The organism is Pseudomonas sp. FG1, from assembly GCF_034313875.1.
GTDB lineage: Bacteria > Pseudomonadota > Gammaproteobacteria > Pseudomonadales > Pseudomonadaceae > Aquipseudomonas > Aquipseudomonas veronii.
Window position 1 is genome coordinate 2,743,534 of the sequence record NZ_JAVIWP010000001.1, and the last position, 12,706, is coordinate 2,756,239.

Consider the following 12,706-nt stretch of genomic DNA (forward strand, 5'->3'; position numbering starts at 1 on the left):
TTTACGCTTCCCCCAGATAGGCTTTGATCACTTCAGGATTGTCGCGGATCTGCTCCGGCGTACCGTCGGCCAGGGGCGTGCCCTGGTTGATCACCACGATGTGGTCGGAAATGCTCATGACCAGTTTCATGTCGTGTTCGATCAACAGCACGGTGGCGTTGTTTTCCTCACGCAACACGCCGATCAGCGCCTTGAGGTCTTCGGTTTCCTTGGGGTTCAAACCGGCGGCCGGTTCGTCGAGCATCAGGATCCGCGGGCGGGTCATCATGCAGCGGGCGATTTCCAGGCGACGTTGCTGCCCATAGGCCAGGGTGCCGGCGGGGCGGTTGGCGAACTCGGTGAGGTTGACCTTGTCCAGCCAATACTCCGCGTATTCCATGGCCTCGCTCTCGCTCTTGCGGAACGCTGGGGTCTTGAACAAACCAGCGAAGAAGTTGGTGTTCAAGTGACGGTGCTGAGCGATCAGCAGGTTCTCGACCGCCGTCATGTCCTTGAACAACCGCACGTTCTGGAAGGTCCGCACCACGCCCTTGCGGGCGATCTCGTGACCGGCCAGGCCCTGGATCGGCTGGCCGTCGAGCAGGATGCTGCCACCACTGGGCTTGTAGAAACCGGTGAGGCAGTTGAACACCGTGGTCTTGCCGGCGCCGTTGGGGCCGATCAGCGCAACCACTTGTTTTTCCTTCACGGTCAGGGCCACGCCATTGACCGCCAGCAAGCCGCCGAAGCGCATGCTCAAGTTTTCGACTTTCAGGATCTCGCGGCTCATTTGCGCAGCTCCATGTGTGGACGTTGCATGGGCAGCAGGCCTTGAGGACGCCAGATCATCATCAGCACCATCATGGCGCCGAACATCAACATGCGGTATTCGCTGAACTCACGCATCATTTCCGGCAGCAGGATCATCACGATCGCCGCGAGAATCACGCCCAACTGCGAGCCCATGCCACCCAGTACCACGATGGCAAGGATGATCGCCGACTCGATAAAGGTGAACGACTCCGGTGTCACCAGGCCTTGGCGAGCGGCGAAGAAGCTGCCGGCAAAACCGGCGAACGCGGCGCCCAGGGTGAACGCAGACAGCTTGATGATGGTCGGGTTCAGGCCCAGGGCCCGGCAGGCGATTTCATCTTCGCGCAGCGCTTCCCACGCACGGCCGATCGGCATGCGCAGCAGGCGGTTGATCACGAACAGTGCGGCCAGGGCCAGCAACAGCGCCACCAGGTACAGGAACACCACTTTGCTCACCGGGTTGTAGGCAATCCCGAAGTACTCGTGGAAGGTCTGCATGCCTTCGGCCGCGGAGCGCTCGAACGACAGCCCGAAGAACGTCGGCTTGGGAATGCTGCTGATGCCGTTGGGGCCACCGGTGATGTCGGTCAGGTTACGCAGGAACAGTCGGATGATTTCCCCGAAGCCCAGGGTCACGATGGCCAGGTAGTCACCGCGCAGACGCAGCACCGGGAAGCCCAGCAGGAAGCCGAACGTCGCCGCCGCCATGCCGGCCAGGGGCAGGCAGATCCAGAAGCTCCAGCCCAGGTAGTGCGAGAGCAGCGCATAGGTGTAGGCGCCCACGGCGTAGAAACCCACATAACCCAAGTCGAGCAGGCCGGCCAGACCGACCACGATGTTCAGGCCCAGGCCCAGCAACACGTAGATCAGGATCAGGGTGGCGATGTCGACCGCACCGCGCGAACCGAAGAACGGCCAGATCAGCGCGGCCACGATCAGGCCGATGATGATGTAGCGCTGGGTGCGCGGCAGGGTCAGGAATTGGCTGACCTTGGGCGATACCAGCGGGCCACGGTTGCCCTTGAACAACGCGCCGACCTGCCGGGTGAACAGCACGCGCAGGAACATCAGCACCGAACACAGGGCGATGATGGTCAGGGTCACGGGACCGGTGCCATGCACTTCCAGGTTGATGCCGACAATGCTCAGCTTGAGGCCGAGTACCGGGAACGCCACGGCCCACACCAACAGGGCGCTGAAAAACGCCGATTTAAGATATCTGCTCATACTTTCTCAACCTCCGGACGGCCCAGGATGCCGGTCGGACGGAACAACAGCACCAGAACCAAAAGGCCGAACGCCACGACGTCCTTGTACTGGTCGCCGAAGATATCGGCGCCAAACGCTTCGGCCACACCCAGCACCAGCCCGCCGAGCATCGCGCCCGGAATGCTGCCGATGCCGCCCAATACCGCTGCGGTAAAGGCCTTGAGGCCGACCAGGAAACCGGCGTTGGGGTTGATCACGCCGTACTGCATGCTCAGCAACACGGCGGCGACGGCCGCCAGCGCGGCACCGATGACGAAGGTCAGGGCGATGATGTTGTTGGTGTTGATGCCCAGCAGGTTGGCCATCTTGATGTCTTCGGCGCAGGCCCGGCAGGCGCGCCCCAGACGGGAGCGGGAAATGAACAGGGTCAGGCCCAGCATGGCCACCAGGGTGACGACGAAGACCAGGATCTGCATGTACGAAATCAGCACTTCTTGTGCGCCGCCCGGGCCGAAGGAGAAGCTCCCCGGGATCAGGTTGGGAATGGACTTGTCCTTGGAGTCCTGGGACAGCAATACGGTGTTCTGCAGGAAAATCGACATGCCGATGGCGGAAATCAGCGGGATCAAACGGTTGCTGCCACGCAAGGGACGATAGGCAACCCGTTCGATACTGTAGCCATAGGCACTGGTTACGACGATCGACGCCAGGAACGCGGCGGTCATCAACAACGGCAGGGAGTGGATCCCCATCATGGCCAGCCCGGCAAGGGCAATGAAGGCCACGTAGGAACCAATCATGTAGACCTCGCCATGGGCGAAGTTGATCATTCCAATGATGCCGTAAACCATTGTGTAGCCAATGGCTATCAAGGCATAGGTGCTGCCAATGGTCAGGCCATTAACCAGCTGTTGGAAAAAATGATAGATCTCAGGCATTACAACGCTCCTAAAAACCCGATACGCATTTCACTGGTGGAGTCATGTTCCGGCCCTGCGCTGTGTTCTGTGAGCACATTTGCGCAAAGCGTTTGCCAGCGAACCGCTGGTGACGGTTTTAAGATTTTCAGGTGAGCCAGCGCCCGGATCGCGGGTGACAGGCCCATAAACCTCGTAAAACAAAGCCCACTGCTCTCACAGTGGGCTTGTTGACCAGTAACGCCTGGCTTACTGAGGGGAAACTTCGGTTTTCGGTTTGCCGAAGTGCCACTCGTAGACCACGAACTTGAAGTCCTTCAGGTCGCCCTTGGCGTCGAAGCTCAGATCGCCGGTAGGGGTCTTGAAGGTGCCCGCGTGGATGGCTTCGGCCACTTTGGCGGTGTCTTCGCTTTTCGCGGCTTTGATACCACCGGCGATGACTTCAATGGCCGAATAGGCCGGGAACACGAACGGACCGGTTGGGTCCTGCTTGTTCTTGGCGAACTCTTCAACGATGGCTTTGTTGGCCGGGTCGGTGTCGAAGGATTTCGGCAGGGTCACCAGCAGGCCTTCGGAAGCGCCCTGGGCGATTTGCGAGATGGAGTCGTTGCCGACGCCTTCTGGGCCCATGAACTTGGCGTTCAGGCCTTTTTCCTTGGCTTGGCGCAGGATCAGGCCCAGCTCAGGGTGGTAGCCGCCGTAGTAGACGAAGTCGACGTTGGCTTGCTTGAGTTTCTGGATGATCGAGGAGAAGTCCTTGTCACCGGCGTTCAGGCCTTCGAAGACGGCAACCTTGGTGCCTTTCTTCTCGAGGGTCTGTTTAACGGCAGTGGCGATGCCTTCACCGTATTGCTGCTTGTCGTGCAGCACGGCAACGATCTTCGGCTTCACGTGGTCGGCGATGTAGTTGCCGGCCGCCGGGCCCTGGGCGCTGTCCAGGCCGATGGTGCGGAAGATCAGCTTGTAGCCACGGGCGGTGATTTCCGGGCTGGTGGCTGCCGGGGTAATCATGATCACGCCTTCGTCTTCATAAATGTCGGACGCTGGCTGAGTGGAGCTGGAGCACAGGTGACCGACCACAAACTTGACGCCGTCGTTGACCACTTTGTTGGCGACGGCCACGGCTTGCTTGGGATCGCAGGCGTCGTCGTATTCCTTGGCTTCGAGCATTTTGCCATCGACGCCGCCCTTGGCGTTGATGTCGGCGATCGCTTGCTTGGCACCCATGAACTGCATGTCGCCATATTGTGTGACAGGACCGGTTTTAGGCCCGGCGATGCCGATCTTGATGGTATCGGCTGCGAACGAATGGCTGGCAACCCCGGCCAGGACCATAGCGGCAAACAGTTTGGAAATCTGCTTAGTAGCCTTATTCATAGTGCTCCACTCTTACTGTTGTCTTTTTTATAGTTCTAGCGGCCTTGTGAGCTGCAGAACCGGATCAGATATCTTGAATATCCCCCCGGCAGCGCCCTGGCAACTGTACCGGTACAGTGTAGAGCGCCGGTTGATCGCTTGAAAAGCTGGCTGCTGGGGGCAATACCCGGGCGTGTCGCTTAAATGAAAGAAAAAGACAGAATTGCGCCGGGACGCTGCCGCAGTGGCGGACAATCCGTGGCTTTCCTGACGCTTTCAATCGCTCACTCATTTGCAACTGGGTTTTTCTACGAGAGACACGACGTTATGATTGCGCCGATTTTTTCCCAAGGTGAATCCCCATGACGCAAGAACCTAGCACCCTCTATGCCAAGCTGCTCGGTGAAACCGCCGAAATCTCCTGGAAGGAGCTCGAACCGTTCTTTGCCAAGGGTGCCCTATTGTGGGTCGACGCCGGCCTGGATTTGATCGAGGCGGCCGAAGGCATGGCCGAGGATCAGCGCGATAAAGTCGCTGCCTGGCTGGCCTCGGGGAGCCTGGGCGAAGTGTCTGCGACGCGGGCATTGGACCTGCTGGAGCGTGATCCGAGCCTGTGGGCGGTGGTGGTTTCGCCGTGGATTCTGATCCAGGAAAGGGCAGCGTAAGAAAAGCCTGCACGAAAATGGTGCGCAGTTTGCGCCGCTGCAAGTGTGTAGCGGAGTAACCGCTGATGCGGTGATGGCATCTTGCCGTGGAGAAAGGTCACAGCTGCGGGTGACGTGCGCGTCACGGGAACAGTTTTGCCGACGGCGAAATGCCCGGGGAATTGTTTCTTGGTGTTAGCAGATCGCTGTGGCGAGGGAGCGTGCTCCCTCGCCACAGACAACTAGGCGGTTTTGCCGGTATGGTTGTTCAACGAAATAATCTTCGTCTTGCCGATCCGATGACGGTAAATCTCACGCAAGTACTTGATCGCCTTCTTCACGCAATCCCGTGACAGGCGAATGTCATTGATCGAGACAAACTTATCTTTGTCATTGATCAACTCACGGTACTTCTTCTCATACATCGGCTTGATCGCGTACCAGTTGGTGTCGAGGATCTTCGCCGGGTTTTCAAACTCATTGAGCAGTTCGTCGATACGCTCTTCGTCGAAATCCTCGTGGATGATGAAGTCCAGGATCGAGTTGTCCAGCGTGTCGTCGAAACGGTACGGGTTGCGCGCAAAGCAGCGTTTGATGAACGCCACGATCAGCGTCAGGAAATCATCCGACAGGCACGGGCTCTTGGCGATCAGGGTGGTCAGCGACAGGTTGGCCGACGCGCCGATCACCAGGGCGTAGCGCTTGAGCGTGGTGTTGGGGAACAGGCTGTTGAGGTGGGTCTTGAGGCGGTTCAGGTCCATGTAGGACAGTTTGTAGTCCTTGGGCAGCGACACGATCGACACCACCGACGAGCAGTTCTTGAAGAAGTGCAGGTCGTGCAGCGCCGCCGCGTCATAGCCGGAGTTCTTGTACTGCTCCAGGGAAGCCTTGTAGCGCTTGGACTCGATCGGCAGCAGGCTGATGCCTTCGATGGCCTGGGTGACTTTGTTGAAGTGCGGCAGGTCGATGGAGCGGAAGAACAGGTCGTCGATGTTCAGGCGCTGCGGCTCTTTGTCGAACACCTTGAACTTGTCACCCGACGGCGCCGGGGTTTCCGGGACCACCGATTCGGCGTAGGCAATCGCCACCGGGCCGGCCAGGCTCATGAACAGGTCGTTGGCATCCAGGCGGATGGTTTCGCCGATGTCGATACCGGCGCGACGGAAGTAGTTCTGGTCGTAGTCGGTGGTGACCGCCTGGGCGGTAAGAATGTTGAAGATCTGTTGCGAGATATACTGGTTGGCGTGCTTTTCCATGGCATTGACATCAATGTTCTGGATATTGCCGTCATCGCTCTCTTCGGCGTAACGCATGATGTCGTTGGAGATCAGCATCATCGCGTTCCACGGGCGGATACGGCCCTTGACGCTGGCTTCGCTGCTGTCTTCATTGGCGAAGTTGTACGAGAAATCCCATTCTTCCGACAGATACTTGCAGAGCAGCCGCCCGGCGTTGATGTGCAGCGCCTCGGACATTTCGCTGCGGTGGTCGGAGATGTTCGGCAGCACGCAGATGCCGCTGGTGAAGATCGGTTCGAAAACGAAGGCGTGGCCGCTTTTGCTGTCGTGCTCGTCGGCCGGCTTGGTGTCGAACGTCTTGTTCATGTACGAATGCTGCTGGGCCAGGCCGAATTCCGACGCCATGCCCGAGCCGGTGCCGCCGCCGGCGCTGAAGATCGAGAAATACAGGCGCGACTGGTTGGCCTTGATGCCGCAGGAGTCGATCAGGTACGAATGGATCATCTTCCAGTCGGGGCTGGAAAAACGCTGGGTGTCTTTATTGAGGATGATCTTGGCCAGGTACTGGCCGAGGATCGGCGCGTTACCGGCGCCACCGGCATGGACTTCCGAGAGGTCCATGATTTTCATCTTGCTGTAATCGCGCAGGAAGCCGCTTTTTTCGCCCTTGCGCGAGAATCGGATGCGCCCGGCGATGTCTTTGTCCAGGTCGCCCAGCATCACCAGCGGCTCCACCAGGAACACCGGTTTGCTGGCCTTGCCGACGCCCAGGCGCAGGTTGTTGCGAATCCATTGGGCGGGGCTGTAGCCCTTGTCTGTCGACTTGTCTTCGGTACTGAATTCGTTCAGGTAGAACTTGCGTGCGTTATAGACCAGCTCGGCCACGTCCAGCGCAATGTTCGAACCGCAGCGGCCCAGGCCGATCAGGCACACCGAGGGGAATTCCTGTTCGCTGCGCGGCTCGCCATCGACTTCCTGATGGGGCAGGCGCGGGAACACCATGTCGCGCAGGCCGTCGAGGTTGTCGAGGATGCGGTCGGTATTGGTCTCGGTGAAGTACAGGTATTGCTGGGTCGCCAGTGGACGGGGGCTGCTCAATGACTTCGAACCTGAAGGTTTTTCCGCAGGAGCTGTCGGCAACACATCGGAGACCACGGTGGCAGAGTTATTTTTAGAAGTCATTGTGCGCCATGTACCTGGGCGGATGGCTGTGAAATGTTAAAAAGCCATCACTGAGTGGGAGTTCGCGACTTTACAGTGCGTCCGGGTCCGGGGCGATAGGTTTAACCCTAGCGTTTCAAGGGGAAATCCCGGCCCGACTCTGATGAATCGGCCGTTTACCGGCATTCTTTAGATAAATGATGGCGAAATGCCAAAGATTCGGCGTCAGCGAATTGCTCTGGCAGGCAAGTGGGCGCCGCTGCGGGCAGCGGAAATGTTCATGATCGCGCTGGCGGGCAGCTCACCCGGACCGACATCACGGCCCTGTTGGCGGCTAAGCGCTGATGGGCAGGTCCAGCTCGAAAGGTGGTGGCTCCAGCGGCGCCAGACCAAATGCTGCGCGCGCGGCATCGCAATCGGTGTTTTGCACACCTTGGCTCCAAGAGGAGTCGAACTCGCGGCACACGCTGGAGCGCTGCTCATAGATCGTGCAATGAGTGCCTTTGCCCACTTCGCCCTCAAGGCTGCAGCAGCGCGCGGGTTTCTGGTCGGTCCCGATCATCGCCACGCGTGTGGGGTTGATCTGCACCACCAGGTCGTCGGGCACCGTGCCCCCCGCCGAGGCGCACTCACCCCAGAAGAAAGACACACGGAAGTGTGAACAGCAGGCACCGCAATTCAGACACGGACTGGCTTCGGACATGGGCGTCTTCGATAAGGAAAGTAAGAAGGGTTGCGACAGGAAGGCTCGCCATTCTAATCGCGCCATGGCCGTTGGGAAGAGCAGGGCACACTTATATTTTTCGTAGGGAAAGTCCCGTAGTTTCGGGTGAAATCATGCCCTATCAGCGTTACGAATCATTACAGACAAGCGTCGTCGGCCTGACTATGTTGCAGATACCTGAGCAGGATGCATCGGGCATCGCAGCTCTCATAACAATAAAAGAGACGGACCCATGCAGAACTCGACCCAAGCGGCGAATGCCTGGCGCATTCTGTTCCTGCTGTTCCTCGCCAACCTGTTCAACTTCTTCGACCGCACCATTCCGGCGATCATCATCGAGCCGATCCGCATGGAATGGCACCTGAGCGACTTTCAGCTGGGCATCATCGGCACCGCCTTCACCATCGTCTATGCCATTGCCGGCCTGCCGCTCGGGCGCCTGGCCGATACCGGTTCGCGCAGCAAACTCATGGGGTGGGGCCTGTTCGCGTGGAGCGGGTTGACGGCGATCAACGGCATGGTCGGCAGTTTCTGGACGTTCCTGTTGGTGCGTATGGGCATCGGCATCGGCGAAGCCAGCTACGCGCCGGCGGCCAACTCGCTGATTGGCGACCTGTTCCCGGCCCACCGCCGTGCGCGGGCCATGGGCATTTTCATGCTGGGCCTGCCATTGGGCCTGTTACTGGCGTTCTTTACCATTGGCGCGATGGTCAAGGCGTTCGACAGCTGGCGCGCACCGTTCTTTATCGCAGCCGTGCCGGGGCTGATCCTCGCGGTCTTCATGTTCTTTATCAAAGAACCCAAGCGCGGCGCGGCAGAAACCGTGCAAGTCTCCCAGGAACGCGTCGACCGCCCGATCCGCCGCGTGCTGGCGGTGCCGACCTTTCTCTGGTTGGTGCTGGCCGGGCTGTGCTTCAACTTCGCAACCTATGCGTGTAACTCGTTCCTGGTGCCGATGCTGCAGCGCTATTTCCTGATGCCGTTGCAGGACGCGGCGGTTGCCACCGGGGTGATCGTCGGGTTGACCGGGCTGGTCGGCCTGACGTTGGGCGGCTGGGTTGCCGACAAGATCCATCAACGGGTTGCCAATGGCCGCCTGTTGTTTGCCGCGTTCAGCCTGATCATTTCCACCGTCACCACCGCCTGGGCCTTGCACGCCGGGCGTATCGAGATCGGTGTGTTTGTCGCGCTGTTCAGTGTGGGTTGGTTGTTTGCCTACAACTTCTACACCTGTGTGTACACGGCGATCCAGGACGTGGTCGAGCCGCGCCTGCGGGCCACGGCGATGGCGCTGTTCTTTGCCGGCCTGTACTTGCTGGGCGGCGGCATGGGGCCGGTGGTGGTGGGGGGCCTGTCCGATCACTTTGCCCATTCGGCGATGTATGCCGCCGGGGCGGAGCAGATGACCGAGGCTTATAAAGCGGTGGGGTTGCATGACGCCATGTACTTGATTCCGGTGGCGCTGTTCTTGACCATGCTGTTTCTGTTTCAGGCGTCGCGCAGTTTTGTGCGGGATGCCAAACGGATGAAAGACGGGCTGGTGGCGGTGGAGGTGGCAGTGCCGGCTGCTGCTGCGACGGCTTGAGATCGTGTTGACGCCATCGGGAGCAAGCTCCCTCCCACACTGGAACTGCATTCCAAGTGTGGGAGGGGGCTTGCTCCCGATGAGGCCATGACTGGCGAAGACCTTCTTCAGTGAATAAAAAAGACCCGCATTGCGCGGGCCTTCTTTTTAGCTGAGCAACGCAGCAATCAACCCGCCACCAACACCCGGATCGCTTCCAGGCGCAGGGCGGCCTTGTCGAGCATGGCCAGGCCTTGCTCGCGCTGTTGGCGCAGGGCAACCAGTTCGCTGTCGCGCACGGTCGGGTTGACCGCTTGCAACGCGGTCAGGCGCGCCAGTTCTTCGTCGGTGTCGGCTGCCAGGCGACGCTTGGCCTCGGCCACGCGCTCGGCGTGGCGCGGGGTGATCTTCTCTTCGCCGGCGTTGATGCGCGGCGTCAGCTGGTCGCGCTGGGCCTGGACGAACTTGTTGGCGCTGGCCCGTGGCACGCTTTCCAGCTGGTCGTTCAAGGTTTCGAACGACACGCGGCCGGACAGGTCGTTGCCGTTGGCGTCCAGCAGGCAGCGCAGGGCGGCCGGCGGCAGGTAGCGGCCCAGTTGCAGCGAACGCGGGGCAACCACTTCGCTGACGTAGAGCAGCTCCAGCAACACGGTGCCGGGCTTGAGCGCCTTGTTCTTGATCAGCGCGACGGCGGTGTTGCCCATGGAACCGGACAGCACCAGGTCCATGCCGCCCTGCACCATCGGGTGTTCCCAGGTGATGAACTGCATGTCTTCACGCGACAGCGCCTGGTTACGGTCGTAGGTGATGGTCACCCCTTCGTCGTCGCCCAGGGGGAAGCTGGCGTCGAGCATTTTTTCGCTGGGCTTGAGGATCAGCGCGTTTTCCGAATGGTCTTCGCTGTCGATACCAAACGCATCGAACAGGGTTTCCATATAGATCGGCAGGGCGAACTGGTCGTCTTGCTCGAGGATGTCTTCCACCAGCGCATCGCCTTCACCCGCGCCGCCGGAGTTGAGCTCCAGCAGACGGTCGCGGCCGGTGTGCAGTTCCTGTTCCAGGCGCTCGCGCTCGGCACGGGCTTCGTCGATCAGGGCTTGCCACTCGCCGTCGTCGGCGTTTTCCAGCAGCGGCAGCAGGCGTGGGCCGAACTGATGCTGCAAGGCGTTGCCGGTCGGGCAGGTGTTGAGGAACGCATTCAGCGCTTCGTGGTACCACTGGAACAGGCGCTCTTGCGGGCTGGTTTCCAGGTACGGCACGTGCAGTTCGATCACATGTTTCTGGCCGATCCGGTCCAGACGGCCGACCCGCTGTTCCAGCAGGTCGGGGTGGGACGGCAGATCGAACAGCACCAGGTGGTGGGAAAACTGGAAGTTGCGGCCTTCGCTGCCGATTTCCGAACAGATCAGCACCTGGGCGCCGAATTCTTCATCAGCGAAGTAGGCGGCGGCGCGGTCACGTTCGAGGATGTTCATGCCTTCATGGAACACCGTGGCCGGGATGCCGGAGCGCACGCGCAGGGCGTCTTCGAGGTCCATCGCGGTTTCGGCGTGGGCGCAGATCACCAGGACCTTGGTGCGCTTGAGCATTTTCAGCTGGTCGATCAGCCATTCAACCCGTGGGTCGAAGCGCCACCAGCGATTGTCTTCCTCGATATCCGGCTGCGACTGGAAGCTGACTTCCGGGTACAGCTCGGCATGTTCGCCCAGCGGCAATTCGAGGTATTCGTCCGGGTTCGGCAGCGGGTAGGCGTGCAACTTGCGCTCCGGGAAGCCCTGCACCGCGGCGCGGGTGTTGCGGAACAGTACGCGGCCGGTGCCGTGGCGGTCGAGCAGCTCGCGCACCAGGCGCGCGCTGGCTTCGGTGTCGCCATCGTTGACGGCGGTGAGCAGCGCTTCACCTTCGTTGCCGAGGAAACCCTGGATGGTGGTGTGCGCGGCCGGGGAGAGACGGCCCTTGTCCAGCAGTTCCTGCACCGCTTCGGCCACCGGGCGATAGTTCTCGCTTTCGGCGCGGAACGCTTGCAGATCGTGGAAACGGTTCGGGTCCAGCAGGCGCAGGCGCGCGAAGTGGCTGTCCTGGCCCAGTTGTTCCGGGGTGGCGGTGAGCAGCAGCACGCCAGGGATGACCTCGGCCAGCTGTTCGACCAGCGAGTACTCGGCGCTGGCATTGTCTTCATGCCAGACCAGGTGATGGGCTTCGTCGACCACCATCAGGTCCCAGCCGGCGGCGAACAGTGCGTCCTGGGCCTTCTCGTCGTCCACCAGCCACTCCAGGGCCACCAGGGCCAGCTGGGTGTCTTCGAACGGGTTGGCGGCATCGCTTTCGATGAAGCGTTCTTCGTCGAACAGCGCCACTTGCAGGTTGAAGCGCCGGCGCATTTCCACCAGCCATTGGTGCTGCAGGTTTTCCGGAACCAGGATCAGCACGCGGTTGGCGCGCCCGGACAGCAACTGGCGATGGATCACCAGGCCGGCTTCGATGGTCTTGCCCAGGCCCACTTCGTCGGCCAGCAATACCCGTGGCGCGATACGGTCGGCGACTTCACGGGCGATGTGCAACTGGTGGGCAATCGGTTGCGCCCGCACGCCGCCCAGGCCCCACAGCGAAGATTGCAACTGGCGGCTGGTGTGTTCCAGGGTGTGATAGCGCAGCGAGAACCAGGCCAGCGGGTCGATCTGCCCGGCGAACAGACGGTCGCTGGCCAGGCGGAACTGGATGAAGTTCGACAGTTGGGTTTCCGGCAGGGTGACCTGCTCGTTCTGCCCATTGAGGCCGTGGTAGACCAGCAGGCCGTCGACGTCGTCGACTTCTTGCACGGTCATTTTCCAGCCTTCGAAATGGGTGATGCTGTCGCCCGGCGAGAACCTCACGCGGGTGAGGGGCGCATTCCGTAGCGCATACTGGCGCGTGTCGCCAGTGGCCGGATAGAGCACGGTCAGCAAGCGGCCGTCCTGTGCCAGAACGGTGCCTAAACCCAGCTCTGCTTCGCTGTCACTAATCCAGCGTTGCCCCGGTTGATACTGCTGCGCCATGCTGCCTGACTCCCGCCGTGAAAAAGCCGACTATCTTAACGGAACAAGGCCCTCATCCAAAGGACT

Annotated in this window: 9 protein-coding genes; 2 read left to right on the forward strand and 7 right to left on the reverse strand. The window is 60.6% G+C overall.

Annotation, left to right across the window (positions count from 1 at the left end):
* Position 1: 1 nt before the first annotated feature.
* The 4 genes from livG to RGV59_RS12630 form a co-directional block, all read right to left on the reverse strand.
* Entirely contained in the window at positions 2 to 769 is a 768-nt protein-coding gene (livG, locus tag RGV59_RS12615) for a high-affinity branched-chain amino acid ABC transporter ATP-binding protein LivG (RefSeq protein WP_017844799.1), read from the reverse strand.
* Complete coding sequence (locus RGV59_RS12620; RefSeq protein WP_017844800.1) at positions 766 to 2,019, reverse strand: high-affinity branched-chain amino acid ABC transporter permease LivM; 1,254 nt, start codon at positions 2,017 to 2,019, stop codon at positions 766 to 768. The genes livG and RGV59_RS12620 overlap by 4 nt, the downstream gene beginning before the upstream one ends.
* The gene (livH, locus tag RGV59_RS12625; RefSeq protein WP_003231100.1) at positions 2,016 to 2,939 is read right to left on the reverse strand and encodes a high-affinity branched-chain amino acid ABC transporter permease LivH; all 924 of its coding nucleotides are present in this window, start codon (positions 2,937 to 2,939) and stop codon (positions 2,016 to 2,018) included. The genes RGV59_RS12620 and livH overlap by 4 nt, the downstream gene beginning before the upstream one ends.
* Before the next feature lie 228 nt (positions 2,940 to 3,167).
* On the reverse strand, positions 3,168 to 4,295 hold the full coding sequence (locus RGV59_RS12630) for a branched-chain amino acid ABC transporter substrate-binding protein (RefSeq protein ID WP_017844801.1): 1,128 nt from the start codon (positions 4,293 to 4,295) through the stop codon (positions 3,168 to 3,170).
* Between the two features lie 341 nt (positions 4,296 to 4,636).
* Between RGV59_RS12630 and RGV59_RS12635 the strand changes: the two genes are divergently transcribed.
* Positions 4,637 to 4,939 carry a DUF2288 domain-containing protein gene (locus tag RGV59_RS12635; RefSeq protein ID WP_017844802.1) on the forward strand — a complete coding sequence of 101 codons (303 nt, stop codon included), beginning with the start codon at positions 4,637 to 4,639 and terminating at the stop codon, positions 4,937 to 4,939.
* A 221-nt stretch (positions 4,940 to 5,160) separates the two neighbouring features.
* Here RGV59_RS12635 and RGV59_RS12640 read toward each other — a convergent pair whose 3' ends face one another.
* Positions 5,161 to 7,338, reverse strand: a complete 2,178-nt coding sequence (locus RGV59_RS12640) for a hypothetical protein (protein ID WP_026139772.1) — start codon at positions 7,336 to 7,338, stop codon at positions 5,161 to 5,163.
* Between the two features lie 313 nt (positions 7,339 to 7,651).
* A complete protein-coding gene (locus tag RGV59_RS12645) occupies positions 7,652 to 8,020 on the reverse strand; it encodes a YkgJ family cysteine cluster protein (protein WP_126585677.1) in 369 nt (122 codons plus the stop codon).
* A gap of 253 nt (positions 8,021 to 8,273) precedes the next feature.
* Between RGV59_RS12645 and RGV59_RS12650 the strand changes: the two genes are divergently transcribed.
* Complete coding sequence (locus RGV59_RS12650) at positions 8,274 to 9,626, forward strand: spinster family MFS transporter (RefSeq protein WP_017844805.1); 1,353 nt, start codon at positions 8,274 to 8,276, stop codon at positions 9,624 to 9,626.
* 167 nt (positions 9,627 to 9,793) lie between these two features.
* Here the strand turns inward: RGV59_RS12650 and rapA are convergent, their stop codons facing one another.
* The gene (rapA, locus tag RGV59_RS12655; RefSeq protein ID WP_126585678.1) at positions 9,794 to 12,640 is read right to left on the reverse strand and encodes an RNA polymerase-associated protein RapA; all 2,847 of its coding nucleotides are present in this window, start codon (positions 12,638 to 12,640) and stop codon (positions 9,794 to 9,796) included.
* Between the last annotated feature and the right edge of the window lie 66 nt (positions 12,641 to 12,706).